Annotated in this window: 17 protein-coding genes; all 17 read right to left on the reverse strand. The window is 47.4% G+C overall.

The window, feature by feature from the left end; translation table 11 throughout:
• From ACVC9U_RS10220 to ACVC9U_RS10300, 17 genes are read right to left on the reverse strand one after another with little or no spacing between them, the layout of a single operon-like run.
• Entirely contained in the window at positions 1-1,074 is a 1,074-nt protein-coding gene (locus ACVC9U_RS10220; RefSeq protein ID WP_075752811.1) for a protein-glutamate methylesterase/protein-glutamine glutaminase, read from the reverse strand.
• The gene (locus tag ACVC9U_RS10225) at positions 1,071-1,958 is read right to left on the reverse strand and encodes a MinD/ParA family protein (protein ID WP_075752813.1); all 888 of its coding nucleotides are present in this window, start codon (positions 1,956-1,958) and stop codon (positions 1,071-1,073) included. The genes ACVC9U_RS10220 and ACVC9U_RS10225 overlap by 4 nt, the downstream gene beginning before the upstream one ends.
• A 2-nt stretch (positions 1,959-1,960) precedes the next feature.
• Positions 1,961-3,073, reverse strand: coding sequence for a flagellar biosynthesis protein FlhF (flhF, locus tag ACVC9U_RS10230; RefSeq protein ID WP_075752815.1), 1,113 nt, complete (start codon positions 3,071-3,073; stop codon positions 1,961-1,963).
• On the reverse strand, positions 3,070-5,106 hold the full coding sequence (gene flhA / locus ACVC9U_RS10235) for a flagellar biosynthesis protein FlhA (protein ID WP_075752817.1): 2,037 nt from the start codon (positions 5,104-5,106) through the stop codon (positions 3,070-3,072). The genes flhF and flhA overlap by 4 nt, the downstream gene beginning before the upstream one ends.
• A gap of 33 nt (positions 5,107-5,139) precedes the next feature.
• Positions 5,140-6,219 (reverse strand): flagellar biosynthesis protein FlhB, encoded by a 1,080-nt coding sequence (gene flhB / locus ACVC9U_RS10240; RefSeq protein ID WP_075752819.1) that lies wholly within the window; start codon positions 6,217-6,219, stop codon positions 5,140-5,142.
• On the reverse strand, positions 6,219-6,995 hold the full coding sequence (gene fliR / locus ACVC9U_RS10245) for a flagellar biosynthetic protein FliR (protein ID WP_043926383.1): 777 nt from the start codon (positions 6,993-6,995) through the stop codon (positions 6,219-6,221). The genes flhB and fliR overlap by 1 nt, the downstream gene beginning before the upstream one ends.
• Positions 6,996-7,002: 7 nt before the next feature.
• Complete coding sequence (fliQ, locus tag ACVC9U_RS10250) at positions 7,003-7,272, reverse strand: flagellar biosynthesis protein FliQ (RefSeq protein WP_020451404.1); 270 nt, start codon at positions 7,270-7,272, stop codon at positions 7,003-7,005.
• Positions 7,273-7,287: 15 nt separating this feature from the next.
• Entirely contained in the window at positions 7,288-7,953 is a 666-nt protein-coding gene (gene fliP, locus ACVC9U_RS10255) for a flagellar type III secretion system pore protein FliP (protein WP_009328512.1), read from the reverse strand.
• The gene (gene fliZ / locus ACVC9U_RS10260) at positions 7,946-8,620 is read right to left on the reverse strand and encodes a flagella biosynthesis regulatory protein FliZ (protein ID WP_025811387.1); all 675 of its coding nucleotides are present in this window, start codon (positions 8,618-8,620) and stop codon (positions 7,946-7,948) included. The genes fliP and fliZ overlap by 8 nt, the downstream gene beginning before the upstream one ends.
• Positions 8,621-8,632: 12 nt before the next feature.
• Positions 8,633-8,995 (reverse strand): response regulator, encoded by a 363-nt coding sequence (locus ACVC9U_RS10265; protein ID WP_003181796.1) that lies wholly within the window; start codon positions 8,993-8,995, stop codon positions 8,633-8,635.
• Positions 8,996-9,021: 26 nt separating this feature from the next.
• Positions 9,022-10,206, reverse strand: a complete 1,185-nt coding sequence (fliY, locus tag ACVC9U_RS10270; protein WP_075752821.1) for a flagellar motor switch phosphatase FliY — start codon at positions 10,204-10,206, stop codon at positions 9,022-9,024.
• Positions 10,196-11,194, reverse strand: coding sequence for a flagellar motor switch protein FliM (fliM, locus tag ACVC9U_RS10275; RefSeq protein ID WP_441390761.1), 999 nt, complete (start codon positions 11,192-11,194; stop codon positions 10,196-10,198). The genes fliY and fliM overlap by 11 nt, the downstream gene beginning before the upstream one ends.
• 35 nt (positions 11,195-11,229) lie before the next feature.
• Positions 11,230-11,661 carry a flagellar basal body-associated protein FliL gene (fliL, locus tag ACVC9U_RS10280; protein WP_020451399.1) on the reverse strand — a complete coding sequence of 144 codons (432 nt, stop codon included), beginning with the start codon at positions 11,659-11,661 and terminating at the stop codon, positions 11,230-11,232.
• On the reverse strand, positions 11,658-11,873 hold the full coding sequence (gene swrD, locus ACVC9U_RS10285; protein WP_003181786.1) for a swarming motility protein SwrD: 216 nt from the start codon (positions 11,871-11,873) through the stop codon (positions 11,658-11,660). The genes fliL and swrD overlap by 4 nt, the downstream gene beginning before the upstream one ends.
• Before the next feature lie 43 nt (positions 11,874-11,916).
• Positions 11,917-12,717 carry a flagellar basal body rod protein FlgG gene (gene flgG, locus ACVC9U_RS10290; protein ID WP_145929874.1) on the reverse strand — a complete coding sequence of 267 codons (801 nt, stop codon included), beginning with the start codon at positions 12,715-12,717 and terminating at the stop codon, positions 11,917-11,919.
• Between the two features lie 27 nt (positions 12,718-12,744).
• The gene (gene flgD / locus ACVC9U_RS10295; RefSeq protein ID WP_023857206.1) at positions 12,745-13,212 is read right to left on the reverse strand and encodes a flagellar hook assembly protein FlgD; all 468 of its coding nucleotides are present in this window, start codon (positions 13,210-13,212) and stop codon (positions 12,745-12,747) included.
• A complete protein-coding gene (locus tag ACVC9U_RS10300; protein ID WP_214485556.1) occupies positions 13,212-14,594 on the reverse strand; it encodes a flagellar hook-length control protein FliK in 1,383 nt (460 codons plus the stop codon). The genes flgD and ACVC9U_RS10300 overlap by 1 nt, the downstream gene beginning before the upstream one ends.
• Position 14,595 lies beyond the last annotated feature (1 nt).

The raw sequence follows: 14,595 nt of genomic DNA on the forward strand, positions 1-14,595 counted from the left end.
TCACGCCCTCTCTTTTTTCATATACGTCATAATGGCTGCGGCAATCTCATCAACATGCTTGATGTCGTTTGCAAGCCCGTTGTTAATGACCGATTTCGGCATTCCGAAAACGACGGACGACTCGGCTGCTTCGGCGATCACCGTTCCGCTTCCATGTTTCAAAAGGCCTTTTACGCCTTCTGTTCCGTCGCTTCCCATCCCCGTCATAATGACGGCGATTTTTTCAAACTCCCGAAGTGAGGCCAGGGAATGGAACAAATAGTCAACAGAAGGCTTGTGACGGCTCTCTGTGTCGCGGTCATCGAGCGTGATCACCAATTCGCCCTTTTCAAGGCCGACTGCCATGTTTTTCCCTCCGGGTGCAATGTAAACCCAGCCGTCTTTCGCTCTCTCACCGTTTTCAGCCTCCTTCACGGTTACTTCTGAGAGGTGGTTCAGCCTGTTCGCTAATGAGGCTGTAAACCCCTTTGGCATGTGCTGAACGACAAAAACAGGCGCCTTCAACGTTTTGGGAAGCTTGGGAAGCACTCTTTGCAGCGCCCTCGGTCCCCCTGTCGATGTACCGATGCAGATGAGCTGTTTTCCAGCCCGAAAGCGGACTGAATCGCTGCCGCTCACTGGCGGCCGCTTTGCCGTCCCGATGACGGGCTTTGAAATCGGAACAGGCCGGCCTTTCAGTTTCACCCGCCCTGCTGTCAACACTTTCTCAATCAGCATGTCTCTTACTTTATATAAATCAATTGAAATCGAACCCGACGGCTTTGCGACGAAATCGATCGCCCCCAGCTCAAGACATTCGATCGTGATATCAGCCCCCTGCTGCGTCAGACTCGATACCATGACAACCGGAAGCGGATCGCTCGCCATGATCCTTTTCAATGTTTCTTTTCCGTTCATCACAGGCATTTCAATATCCAATGTGATCACATCCGGGCGGAGCTCCTTGATTTTTTGGAGCGCTTCCTCGCCGTTTCTTGCCGTTCCTGCTACAGCAATCTCGTGATTGGATGTTAAAAACTTGGTGATCATGTTTCTCATAAAAGCAGAGTCGTCAACGACAAGAACACGAATCATAATGTATTGCCCCTCCTCAGGAATGAAGATAATTTATCGATAAAGGACCGGTTTTCGCCCATTTCCCTTCTGCCGTTATCAAGCAGCGATTCTGCCAGCAGGTAAACCGCCCTGCTCGGCTTGGAGCGCGGGTTCTTCATCAGAAACGGCTGCTGCTCCACAACGGCTCTTGATACCAGGGGATCCTCAGGAATCGGCCCTGCATATGCAAGCTTTTGCTGTAAAAAAGCGTTTACCGTGTTGGAAAGGCGGAGAAAGGCAGAAATTCCGTCTTTTTGGGTTGTACAGCGATTGACAGCGACTTTCAGCTGAAGATCGCGTCCGGTTAATGCCAAATGCTTGATCGCGCTGTAAGCGTCCATGATGGATGTCGGCTCCGGCGTGGTGACGACCAGAATTTCATCCGCTGACAGGACGAATGGCAGCTGATCTTTTGACAGCCCCGCTCCCATATCAAAGATGACATAATCGAAGCTTGTCAAAGCCCGCGTTAATTCTTTCAGAAAGAACGCCCAGTTTTCCCCGTTCAATTCGAACATCGCATCCAGTCCCGTTCCGCCCGAAATGTATTGAAGGCCACGCGGACCGGCTGACAAGGCGCGCTCAAACGGCATTTTTTGCTGGAGGAGATCCATCACGGTGTAAAGCGATTGCCGGCCGATCAAAATATCGATGTTCCCCATACCGACATCAAGATCGATCAAAAGCACGCTCTTTCCTTTTTCCAAGAAGGCGAGAGCCGCATTCAGCGATATATTCGACTTCCCTACGCCTCCTTTTCCGCTCATAACAGCGAGCGTTTTCGCTTTTGGCTGAGCGACAGGGGCGGGCGGTTCGGCGAAGCGCTGCCCCATCCGCCTTCGTAAGCTTTCTGCCTGATCCATGTTCAACACCCCGTAAGCAGTCTGACAAATGATGCATTTGACAAGTAGCGGATATCTTCCGGAACATTTTGTCCGTTTGTCATATAGCCGAGGCCGATTCTCGATTCGGCGAGCAGATTCATGACGCTTCCCAATGAATCGGTTTCATCCACTTTCGTGAATATCAACTGATCGATCGGAATGCTTGAGAACTGCTTAATGAGCTCCTTCATATCCTCGTACTTGCTCGTCGCGGACATGACGAGAAACGCCTGTATCTTACGCTCAAACGGAATGATTTCCTTCAGCTCCCTGACATATTGCCCGTCTTTGAAATTCCGGCCCGCCGTATCGATGAAGACGTGGTCAAAATCGGCGAACTTTTGCTGGGCCGCTTTAAATTCTTCTTTCGTGTAGCACACCTCGAGCGGCGCATTCAGAAGCTCGGCATATGTCCTGAGCTGTTCAACCGCTGCAATCCTGTACGTATCCGTCGTGATAAAAGCGATTTTTTTCTGCTTTTCCAGCACGGAAGAAGCGGCAAGCTTTGCCAATGTCGTCGTTTTGCCGACTCCGGTCGATCCGAAGAGCACGACATATTGGGAATGAATCGCCGCGTCCTGTTCCCGATTATCGGGCAGAAGATCCGCCAAAGCATCTGTTAAGCGGGCCAGCGCCTTTTCATCCGTCCATTCTTCGCCGTTTTTTAAAGAAGTGCTGATCAACCGGCCGAGCGCTTTCGTACGGATGGCCGGCGATACCCCTTGCTTTGCCAGAAGCTGGTCCGCCTTTTTCAGCGGCTCAGGCAGCACATCAACAGGCTGCTCATGATGCCGCATTTCCAGCAGTTCTTTCAGCTCTTTCACTTGGCTTGCCAAATCGAGGTGGTCCGGCTGCGGGACAGGTGAAGGGCTTTGTTCACGTAAAACAGGCTTTTGCCGCTCCGGTTTCCTTGCGTCGGAAGAGTCCTGGTCGACAACCGCAATCACTTCAACCCCGGCTTTTTTCACAAAGCCGAGAAATTTTCTCGTTTGAATTTTTTTAGAATTCAAGATTACGGCGTCATTCCCGAGCTCTTGTATAATTTGCTTTGTGGCTTCCTGCATAGAACCAGCTACAAATTTTTTAATTTTCATTGAATATCCACCACTCCGATGCTTTGAACTTCTACATTGGCTTCCAGTTCGTTATAAGAAAGAACCGGCAGATCAGGGAAATAGCGCTCTAACAGCTGTTTGACATACATTCTGACAGGAGGCGAACATAGAAGGATCGGTACTTCCTGCCTTAATGAGAGCTGTTCGATTTCTCTTGCTACAGATTGAATGATATTTTCGGATAATACAGGTTCAAGAGATAAAAAGTTGCCGTGTTCAGTCTGCTGAATTCCTTCCGCCACGGCCTTTTCGACACGGCCCGAACACGTCACCACTTTCAGCGTCTCATTTTCCTTCGCATATTGGGCAGTGATCTGCTTGGCAAGCGCCTGTCTTACATACTCGGTCAGCATATCTGAATCCGTTGTCAGCTTTCCGTAGTCGGCCAGTGTTTCAAAGATTGTCACCAAGTTCCTGATCGATACTTTTTCTTTCAGAAGTTTTGCCAGCACTTTCTGAATATCACCGACAGACAGCGGATTCGGCGAGACCTCTTCGACCAGTACAGGATAAGATTCTTTCAAGTGGTCGATCAGCTGTTTTGTTTCCTGTCTTCCGATCAGTTCATGAGCGTGCTTTTTCACTTGCTCTGTAATGTGGGTCGACACGACTGAAGCCGGATCGACAACCGTATATCCGAGCATTTCGGCTTGATCTTTCTGAGATTCCGGTATCCATTTAGCCGGGAGACCGAAGGACGGTTCGATCGTGTCAATACCTTCGATCTGATCGTCTTCGCCTGTCGGAGACATCGCCAAAAAGTGATCGAGGAGAAGCTCGCCCTTTGCGACTTCGTTTCCTTTAATTTTGAGCCTGTACTCGTTCGGCTGAAGAGCGATGTTATCCCTGATTCTGACGACCGGAATGACGAGACCGAGTTCAAGCGCAAGCTGACGCCTGATCATAACGATTCTGTCTAAGAGGTCGCCGCCTTGATTTGCATCTGCAAGCGGAATCAATCCGTAGCCGAATTCAAATTCGATCGGATCAATATCGAGCAGATGAACGACGCTTTCGGGACTTTTTAATTCGTCCACTTCAGCTTCTTCCTCAAGGATATCCTCCACTTTTTCCTTCTCTTCACCGGCTTTGGAGAGCGTATAGCCGCCGATGGCGAGAAGAAGTGCCAGAGGGCCTGTCAGGAGAATGCCGATCGGTGTGAAAATCCCGAGCAGGAAAATCGTTCCCGCCGTCACATACAAAAGCTTTGGATAAGCAAACAGCTGGCCTGTAATATCGTGGCCCAGGTTTCCGTCCGATGCTGCTCTTGTGACGACGATACCCGTCGCCGTTGAGATCAAGAGCGCAGGCAGCTGAGATACGATCCCGTCGCCTACAGACAAGAGCGTAAAGTGTGAAGCGGCTTCCTGAATGCTCATTTGTTTTTGCAGCATGCCGATGACAATTCCGAAAAGGACGTTAATGAGGACGATGATGATCCCTGCGATCGCATCCCCTTTCACGAATTTGCTCGCACCGTCCATCGCGCCGTAGAAGTCGGCTTCACGGGCCACTTTCTCACGGCGCACTTTCGCTTCCTGTTCGGTCACCATTCCGGCATTCAAATCGGCATCAATGCTCATCTGTTTCCCCGGCATGGCGTCGAGCGTGAATCTGGCAGCAACTTCAGATACCCGTTCCGCCCCTTTCGTTATGACGATAAATTGGATAATGATCAAAATGATAAAGACAACGAGACCGACCAAAACGTTTCCGCCGACAACGAAAGACCCGAACGTCTCGACAACTTTTCCCGCATCTCCGTTGGACAGAATCGAACGCGTCGTCGATACATTCAGCCCGAGGCGGAACAGCGTCAAGAGGAGCAGCAAAGAAGGAAATATCGAAAATTGCAGCGGTTCTTGCATGTTCATTGTGGTGAGAAGCACGATTAACGCAAGAGAAATATTCACGATAATTAAAACGCTCAACAACCATGGTGGAAAGGGTATGATAAGCATTGCCACAATGAGGACAACGCCTGATAAAACTGATAAATCTCTTGCTGACATGCTGTTTCTCTCCTTTTAAAACTGAAAAATTCACTAGATTTTTTGCTTTGTTTTGTAAACATAAGCCAGGATTTCGGCTACGGCCTTAAAGAATTCTTCCGGAACGGCCTGGTCAATCTCAACCTGGTCATAGAGCGCCCTCGCCAAAGGTCTGTTCTCGACTGTCATGACATCGTGTTCTTTGGCGATCTGCCTGATTTTCAGAGCCATCAGATCGACCCCTTTTGCGATGATAAACGGCGCATCCATTTTGTTTTCGTCATATTTCAGCGCGACGGCGTAATGGGTCGGGTTTGTGATGATGACATCCGCTTTTGGCACTTCCTGCATCATGCGGCGCATCGCCATTTCCTTTTGCTTCTGCTTGATCTTCGACTTAATCAGAGGATCGCCTTCGGTTTTTTTGTATTCGTCTTTAATGTCCTGTTTTGACATGCGAATATTTTTTTCATAATCAAATTTTTGATAGAGGTAATCGAGCACCGCGAGAAAAATCAGGGCGACTGCAGCGGAAACCCCCATTAAAAAGGTGAGCCAGCCGACATATGACAAAGCCTCGCCCGCAGACAGCGCCGGGATTCTGAGAATTTTGTCAAAGTTCAGCCAGAGAACGGCGAATGTCACGCCGCCGACAATCACGATTTTTAAAATCGATTTAAGCAGTTCAACGATCGCTCTGATGCTGTAAATCCGCTTGAATCCTTTAAGCGGGTCAAGCTTTTTCAAATCAGGCTTGATCGCTTCAGGGGCAAATAAAAACCCGACTTGCAGATAGTTGCTCAAGACCCCGGAGACGACGGCTGTCAGCAAAAGCGGTGCCATGATGAAGCCCGATTCAAGCACAAGACTTTGAAACAGGCCGGGAATATTGGCGACTGACACCTTCATCGTGATCAACTCTTTGTAATACTTTTCGATCAAGGCGAGCAGGCGGTCTCTCATAAAAGGTCCGATGAATAAAAATGATAAAAACACGATAAGAAGCGTGATCGCTGTATTGACATCTGCGCTTTTGGCAACCTGTCCTTTTTTTCTGCTTTCCCGCCGTTTTTTCGGCGTCGCTTTTTCCGTTTTTTCACCTGCGAAAAATTGCAAATCCAACGTCAGCTTCATCATGCCACCCCAAGCAAAGTTAATAGATCTCTCATTGTCCGAATGGCAAATTCGAAGACGTGCTGCATCATGCTGAACATAACGGCCATGCAGATGATGAGCATGATAAAGGTGATCGCGATTTTCAAAGGAAGCCCGACGACAAACACGTTGAGCTGCGGCACCGTTCTCGCCACAATCCCCAATGCCAGATCGACTAAAAACAAACAAGCCACAACAGGCGCAGACAATTGAAATGCTGTTATAAACATCGTGTTGAAGCTCTTTGCAATAAACTCGGCAAATCCTTCGCTTCCAAACGACAGCGCCATCTTGTCGACCGGGATGTATTGATAGCTGTAATAAATCCCGTCAAGCAGGAGATGGTGCGCATTCAGGCTTAGCATGAGAAGCAGCGCCATCGTGTATAAAAACTGGCCGACAAGCGGGCTTTGCGCCCCTGTCTGGGGATCGATCACATTCGCCACCGCAAATCCCATTTGAAAATCAATGAATGATCCGGCGATTTGAACGGCCGAGATCATCATGTAGGCGATCAGCCCAAGGAGAAGCCCGATCAGCGCTTCCTTCATGGCCAACATCATGTAAACTCCGTCAACATCAAGCTGAGGAGGCTTTTCAATCGCCTGAAAACTGACGAGCGCAAGAAAAAATGCAAAACCTATTTTATGAACGGCCGGAATTGTCCGATAAGAAAATAGAGGCACCGTTACATAGAATGCTGTGATTCTGACAAATACAAGTAAAAAGGCTGGAAATGATTCGATTATTGACATGTTAAAACTACCCTGCAAAACGGTTTAAATTAGAGAACAGCTCAGTCGCGAATGACAAAATCGTCGACAGCATCCACGGGCCAAAAATGACGAGTCCGACCAAAACGGCGACGATTTTCGGAATGAATGCAAGAGTCTGTTCCTGTATTTGGGTGGTTGCCTGAAAAACGCTGACGATCAGCCCGACGAGAAGAGCGAGCGCCAAAAGCGGCCCGCTGATAAGCAATGTAACGTATACAGCCCTTTCAGCCATCGATATAACAAATTCTGAATTCATGTATTAGCACCTACTCTAAAAGCTTTGCAGCAAAGATTTAACGATTAAATACCAGCCATCTACAAGCACAAACAGCAAAATTTTAAACGGCAGTGAAATCATGACCGGCGGAAGCATCATCATCCCCATCGACATCAAAACACTCGCCACTACCATATCGATAATTAAAAACGGAATAAAAATCATAAATCCCATTTGAAACGCGGTTTTTAATTCCGAGATGACAAACGCGGGAACCATCGTTGAAAGCGGAATATCATTAATGGATTCAGGCGTCTCCATCTTTGCGTAATTCATAAATAAAGCCAGATCTTTCTGTCTTGTATGTTTGCTCATAAAGGTTTTGATCGGGGCTTCCGCTTTTGTGTAAGCTTCATCCAAGGTGATTTTATTGTTCATTAATGGCGTCAGCGCTTCTTTATTAATCTCTGAAAAAGTCGGCCCCATAATGAAAAATGTCAGGAACAGTGCAAGTCCGATCAGCACCTGGTTTGGGGGCATTGACTGTGTTGCCAGCGATGTCCGGACAAAGGACAATACGATGACAACCCTTGTGAAACACGTCATCAGGATCAAGATCCCCGGAGCGATCGAAAATACTGTCAAAAGCAGCAAGAGCCGGACGCTGGCGCTGACATTTGCCGCATCGCTTGAATTAAATAAATCCATAAACTCATTCATGTTGATTTTGGCCTTTCTTTCTGCCTTCTGCGCGATTTTGTTTCAGTTCCGCGAGCTGTGCTTTTAACGACTCGGAAAAAGATGCCGTGCCGCTTTGCTTTTGCACGCCTGGAACTTTGACTTGATCCATCCATTTCTGCCATTCAATCTTGCTGTTCATCGCAGCTTCATGCTGCGTGAGAATTTCTTTATATTCCTTTTCATCATCGATCTCTTTCAGCAGCTGGATATTCTCGCCGACACCGACGACCAGCACCCTGTTCCCTACTTTAATCAGCTGTACGGATTTGTTTTGCCCGAGCGAAGTTCCGCCGATGTTTTCGACATACTGGAAGGGTTTTAACAGGCGGTTGCGTTTATTCATGAATTTGACCAAAGCGTAGATTAGAAAAATGACGAACAGTAACGCGCCGATCATTTTCACAAAATCAAATATGGAAACGGAAGGAGACGGGGGTTCGGCCTCCGCCTCTTCCTTAAGAGAACTTTTTTCCTCGGTTTTGTCTTTGTCTTTTGCTTTTTCTTTTTCTTTGCCCGCACCTTTTTGCTCAAACAGATGGTCAACGGTCTGATCCCCCGATTCCTCTGCGAGAGCCGGAGCGTACGGCAGTACGAGAAAGGCAAATAGACAAAGGCCGGCTATGAAAATAAGAGGTTTCTTAAACAAGTTGTACACCCTTTAGCTTAGCGTTTTATTGATCGCTTCCATGACGCGGTCAGCCTGGAACGGTTTGACGATAAAGTCTTTCGCTCCCGCCTGAATGGCGTCGATAACCATCGATTGCTGGCCCATTGCCGAACACATGATGATTTTTGCTTGCGGATCGATTTCCTTGATTTCTTTAAGAGCCGTGATTCCGTCTTTTTCCGGCATCGTGATATCCATTGTGACAAGATCAGGTGAATGCTCTTTATATTTTTCAACAGCCTGCGCTCCGTCTTGCGCTTCTGCGACGACTTCAAAGCCGTTTTTCACTAAAATGTCTTTAATCATCATTCTCATAAATGCTGCATCATCAACTACTAAAATCTTGTAAGCCATTATTAATCTCTCCAATCAATCTGTTATTATCGTAATTTGCTGATTCGTTCCGCCTGACTTAAAATGTCTGTCACCCTGACGCCAAAGTTTTCGTCGATGACGACGACTTCGCCTTTGGCAACGACGCGCTGGTTGACCAGGATGTCGACAGGCTCGCCTGCGAGTTTGTCAAGCTCAATGATACTGCCGGTTGACAGTTCAAGCACCTCTTTGACGCTGCGGTTTGTCCTTCCCAGCTCGACCGTGACGGATAAAGGAATATCCATGAGCATGTCAAGGTTTTGAAGGTGCGGCTGCGCATCAGTCTGAGGGGCAAAAGATTGAAACTCTGCCGGTGCCACCTGCACAGGCTCTGAAACTTTTGCCGTCCCTTGCCGTTTAGGCGCAGGCTCCTGTCTTTGTGTCTGAGCAGGTGCCGGACTCGGACTAGGCGCAGGCTCCTGTCTCTGTGTCTGAGCAGGTGCCGGACTCGGACTAGGCGCAGGTTTTTCCTGTACGGGCGGCTGCTTTGCCTCTTCAGTCTGCACTGGCTCTTCTCCGCCGTCCTGATTCGTTAATTCATCGATCAGGTCTTTTGCAAAGGTCAGCGGATAAAGCTGCATAATATGCGAATCGATCAGTTCTCCGACTTTCAGTCTGAAAGATACTTTGACGAGCGGGTCCTCTTTCGGAATTTGCTCTGTTCCTTCCCCTTCATTCACATCAAGGAGGTCAACTTCCGGCGGAGAAATATCAATCTTCTTGCTGAAGACGGTGGACATCGACGTCGCTGCGGAACCCATCATTTGGTTCATCGCTTCCTGAACGGCGCTTAGATGAATTTCGCCAAGCGACGGATCTGCGTTCGTCCCGTCTCCACCCATCATCAAATCAGCGATGATCGCGGCATCTTCCTGCTTGATGACGAGAAGATTATTTCCTGAAAAACCTTCCGTATAGCTCACACCAATTGAAACATACGGGTGCGGGAACTCATCATTTAAATGGCTTTTTTCAATCACCGAAACAGTCGGCGTTGTAATTTCGACTTTTTGATTCAATAAAGTGGACAAAGCTGTTGCAGAGCTCCCAAAGGAAATGTTTCCGATTTCCCCGATCGTATCCTGTTCCATCAGGGACAACCCTGATTCCGGCTGCTCTTGAGCCGTATCATCGCCGCCTTTAAGCAGCGCATCAATTTCATCCTGTGATAACCTATTGTTATTCTCCATATTCTTCACCTCTTATGTCGTGATCTAGAATTTGAATCGCAGTCTTTCGATTCATTCGGCCGGCTTGTGCTAGAAATTTCGGTTTATCTCCGACCAAAACAGTAAGAGGTTCTGCTACTGATTTGTCCAAAGTGATACAATCTCCAATTTCTAAATTTAAAAACTCTTCAATGGTTAATTCCGATGATCCGAGTTCTGCGACAATTGGAATTTGCGCCGTCATAATCCGCTTTTCTATCGACTTTGTTTCCTCCGGTTTTGGTTCAATTCTGTCTGATTGCATCCAGTAGTGAACGGAAAGCTTAGGAATGATCGGTTCCAGGACGACGTGCGGGATGCACAGGTTGATAACCCCGCTGATGTCTCCTATTTGCGTGTTCAGCGAAATGACAACGACCGTCTCATTCGGCGATACCATTTGCACAAACTGCGGATTCACTTCAAAATCGGACATTTCCGGCTCGATTTCCGTGATGGATTCCCACGCATCTTTATAATTCGAGAGGCAGCTTTCAAATAAATTGGACATGATTTTCGTCTCAATTTCTGTCATGCTGTCAATTTTGTTGTGGCTCGAACCGATCCCGCCCATCACCCGGTCCATCATCGTATAGGCGATGGTCGGGTTGATCTCCATCATGATTCTTCCTTCAAGAGGGCGAACCTCAAACAGATTGAGAATCGTCATATTCGGAATGGATCTGATGAATTCCTCATAAGGAACCTGATCAACCGAGCTGACCGAGATCTGGATATAGGTTCTCAGCTGAGCCGAGAAATAAGTCGTTAGCAGCCTTGCAAAGTTATCGTGAATCCTTGTCAAGCTGCGGATCTGATCCTTTGAAAAGCGGAGCGCCCGTTTAAAGTCATAGACTTTTACTTTTTTAACGGACTCTTCTTTTTTCAGCTCGTCGGCGTCCATTTCACCGGTCGATATCGCTGAAAGCAGTGCATCGATTTCATTTTGGGAGAGTACTTCTCCTGCCATTTGTTTTCACCTCCATGGTTCTGTCATCTATGTTCCTACTGCAGATTAAAGGAGGTAATGTATACAGTTTTCACTTTTCCCTCTTTCATGTAGTTCGTGTTCAGCTTTTCTTTCAGCTGCTCTTTAAATTTTTCTTTTCCTTTTTGTCCTTCAAGATCATCTGCGTTCGTGTTTGCCAAAAGGGAGATGACTGAATCTTTAATTTGGAAATCCCGCTTTTCAAGCTCTTCTTTCGCTTCTTTCGAATCGGTTTCAAGCTTGATTGACAAACGGACCACATTGTCCGATTTCAAGTTTGTCGTGATTTCGGCAACTTCAACTGATGATTCGACCACTTCATCGATCGAAGGTTCTTTCGTTTGATCTTTTTCACTTGCGCTTCCCTTAATGACAAAGAACGCAGCGGTTCCTAACACAGCAATTGCCAGAATAATCGTCAGCATAATTCCTAGAAGTTTTTTATTCATTCAGATTCCTCAATTCTTTGGTCACAAGAAAGTATTTGGATTTTTTGATAGAATGACACGATTGTATCCACAACTGTATCTTCATCTTCTTTGACAACAAACTTTTTTCCGTTTGACAGCGTAATTGTCGTATCCGGAAAACATTCAATTTGCTCAATGAATAGCGCGTTCAGAATAAAAGGCTGTCCGTTTAATCGCGTAACTTTGATCATGTGTTATCAAGAGGCGCCTTTACAAGGTGAGCCTCCGTCCCTCCTATCGCTTCAGATTGACGAGTTCCTGAAGAATTTCATCAGAGGTTGTAATGATTTTCGCATTGGACTGGAAGCCGCGCTGCGCGATAATCATTTCGGAAAACTCTTCTGAAAGGTCGACGTTCGACATTTCAAGCGCACTCGTTTGAATCTTTCCTGAGCCGCCTTCTCCAGGCACGACGACTTGCGGAGCTCCGGAACTCAATGTTTCGCGGTAAAGGTTGTCTCCCGTTTTTGTTAAACCCGATGTATTGTTGAATGTCGCGAGCGAGATTTGGCCGGCGGGCTGGCTCTCGTTGTTTTTGTCGACATAAGTCACCGTTCCGTCAGGTCCGATGCTGTAGCTTTGCGCGTCTTGCGGAATATTGATTCTCCCGTTATCAGGCGTTAAGACGAACAGCCCGTCAGCAGTGACGAGATCACCTTCATCAGAGCGGTAGAAGTTCCCGGATCTTGTAAAGTACACTTCATAATCTCCGTCTCCCAATCCGACACGGAAATAGCCGTCTCCTGTAATGGTCATGTCAAGCTGGCGGCCTGTTGTTGAAGGCGCTGCGTTTGTGTGAATGATATCGATCGATCCGGTCGTCGCACCAAGCCCGACCTGCTGGCCGTTGACAGAGCCGCGGTTTGCAGTAGACGACGTCGCACCGGAAAGCTGCTGGCTGACAATATCTTTAAACGTAATCCGGCTTTTCTTATAGCCTGCCGTATTGACATTCGAAATGTTGTTTGCGACGACATCAAGCTTTGTCTGAAAGTTTTTCATGCCGCTGATTCCTGAGTATAGTGAACGTAACATAATTATTCCTCCCTGAATTATCTGTTTTTATTTGTCAGAATGACTGACCGCCGTCACATTCCACGGATTGACTTCGGTTCCATCGTCAAGGACAAGCAGATACTGTCCGTCTGAGCTTTTAACTGATTTGACGAGCGCTGTTTTTTCTTCGCTGTCTTCACCTTCATAGGTGACTTCTTTTCCGATCCAGCTGACATACATCGTCATCGGGTCCTGAAGACCGACGAACGCCGACATCGTTGTGTTCAGATTCGTTAGTTGCTCAAGGCTTGAAAAGGTCGCCATTTGCGCAATGAATTCACGGTCTTCCATCGGATTTAAGGGGTCTTGATACTGCAGTTGTTTCATGAGCAGTTTCAAAAATTCATCCTTGCCAAGATTGGAGCCGCTCCCTGCTTTTTCGGCTTTTTTTGCCTCGGATAAAAAATCGGATGTCGTCGATTTCGTGTTTGTTGTCCCTATGGCAGTTCTTGTATCAATTGAAGTGTCAGGCATTAGATCTCCTCCTCGCTGTCCAGTGATCGAGTCTCGATAAGCTCATCCAGAAACTCCTGAAAATCCTCATTTTCCTGCTCTTTTTGCTGATCTTCCTTCGGCTGATGTTGGTTTTTCTGTTCGTCCGCCAGCTGTCCGAAGGTCTGATCGCCGTTTTGAAGCGGCACACCGAAGCGGTCAATTTGTACAGACATGTTGGGCAGCGCCTGTTTAAGGTACGCGAGATTGTGTTCGAGCAGCTCTTTAGCCGACTGGGTCGATGCGATGATTTTGCTCGAAAACATCCCGTGCTGTTTGACGAGTTTGATCGTGATAAAGCCGAGATTTTCAGGATTCAGGCGGATTGTGAAACTGCCTGTCGATCTGCCGAACGGTGTATACTTCATCTGTTTCCATGAGCTGAGAATTTGTTCTGAAAAGCTTTTCGGCTGAGCGGAAGATTCCTCTGCCGCCGCGGTTTGGAGACCCTGGATCAGCACTGCGCCTGTCCGATGATTGGCCAGTACAGAGGACTGAATCGGCTGTTCCTTTTGGCCTTGCTTTCCTTCAGTTTGAATTTCCCTTCCGTTCAAAACAAAGGACAACGGCTTCTCGGAAAGAGAGACATCGGTTTTTTTGCTCATGAGCATTGCCTTTAGTTCGCTTTCCGCCATTTTCCACTCTTTTGGATCCGGTTCAGCGTTTGCGCTCATCATCTGCTCCATTATACTTTTCAAGCTTTTCAGCTCAGCGTTTGACATGGACAAAAGCTGCGACTCACCCGGATCTTTCGTGAAAAATTGGCGTTTAAGTTCATCAATCAGCCCTTCTGTTCCCGCCTTTGTCTGAAGAGCGGCGAGAAATTCCGGCGCTTGTTTCAATATTTCTGCGATTTGTGAAGTTTTGAGTGCCGGTTGATTTTCATTTACGATCACAGCGAGCAGCTGCTGAATCTGACCAAGAATTTGCAGGTCAGGCAGTTTCGGCTCTTCTGTCCCGCTTTCGTCAGTAGGCAAAGCTTCAATAGCATCAGCTGTTTTACCTGATTGTCCAGGCAGAGCGGCATTTTCAAGCAGCTCTTTTATTTGCTGTAACAGCTGTTCTGCCAATGCGAGTTCATCCGGAGATGGATTCAGCTCTTCAACATGCTGGAGGGAATTCAGCCAGCCTTCATTGAAGGAGCCGCCTTCATTATTTAAAAGCCATTGCTTCAGTTCATGCAAAAGCCCTTCCAATGACGTGTCCTGAGAAGGTTCTTCTCCCTTTTGAAAAGGGGAAACTGAGCTATTTTCCTTTTGGAGCACATTTTGAAAGAGTCCGCCCAGAGGCGTCCTGCTCGTTTTTGCAGTTGCGGTATCCGCCGCAGGCTTGGCATCAAAAGAGATTGCGTCAAAAAGCCTCAAG

The sequence above is a fragment of the Bacillus sp. GM2 genome, from assembly GCF_056155945.1.

What these genes read in the sequence shown, in the direction of transcription:
- fliR (WP_043926383.1), bottom strand. Translation starts at nt 6,995, where the DNA reads ATGTCAATAATCGAATCATTTCCAGCCTTTTTACTTGTATTTGTCAGA.
- fliY (WP_075752821.1), bottom strand. Translation starts at nt 10,206, where the DNA reads ATGGAGAATAACAATAGGTTATCACAGGATGAAATTGATGCGCTGCTT.
- fliP (WP_009328512.1), bottom strand. Translation starts at nt 7,953, where the DNA reads ATGAATGAGTTTATGGATTTATTTAATTCAAGCGATGCGGCAAATGTC.
- flgG (WP_145929874.1), bottom strand. Translation starts at nt 12,717, where the DNA reads ATGTTACGTTCACTATACTCAGGAATCAGCGGCATGAAAAACTTTCAG.
- ACVC9U_RS10265 (WP_003181796.1), bottom strand. Translation starts at nt 8,995, where the DNA reads ATGGCTTACAAGATTTTAGTAGTTGATGATGCAGCATTTATGAGAATG.
- fliQ (WP_020451404.1), bottom strand. Translation starts at nt 7,272, where the DNA reads ATGAATTCAGAATTTGTTATATCGATGGCTGAAAGGGCTGTATACGTT.
- fliL (WP_020451399.1), bottom strand. Translation starts at nt 11,661, where the DNA reads ATGAATAAAAAACTTCTAGGAATTATGCTGACGATTATTCTGGCAATT.
- flhB (WP_075752819.1), bottom strand. Translation starts at nt 6,219, where the DNA reads ATGAAGCTGACGTTGGATTTGCAATTTTTCGCAGGTGAAAAAACGGAA.
- flgD (WP_023857206.1), bottom strand. Translation starts at nt 13,212, where the DNA reads ATGCCTGACACTTCAATTGATACAAGAACTGCCATAGGGACAACAAAC.
- swrD (WP_003181786.1), bottom strand. Translation starts at nt 11,873, where the DNA reads ATGATCAAAGTTACGCGATTAAACGGACAGCCTTTTATTCTGAACGCG.
- flhF (WP_075752815.1), bottom strand. Translation starts at nt 3,073, where the DNA reads ATGAAAATTAAAAAATTTGTAGCTGGTTCTATGCAGGAAGCCACAAAG.
- flhA (WP_075752817.1), bottom strand. Translation starts at nt 5,106, where the DNA reads ATGTCAGCAAGAGATTTATCAGTTTTATCAGGCGTTGTCCTCATTGTG.
- ACVC9U_RS10225 (WP_075752813.1), bottom strand. Translation starts at nt 1,958, where the DNA reads ATGGATCAGGCAGAAAGCTTACGAAGGCGGATGGGGCAGCGCTTCGCC.
- fliM (WP_441390761.1), bottom strand. Translation starts at nt 11,194, where the DNA reads ATGGCAGGAGAAGTACTCTCCCAAAATGAAATCGATGCACTGCTTTCA.
- ACVC9U_RS10220 (WP_075752811.1), bottom strand. Translation starts at nt 1,074, where the DNA reads ATGATTCGTGTTCTTGTCGTTGACGACTCTGCTTTTATGAGAAACATG.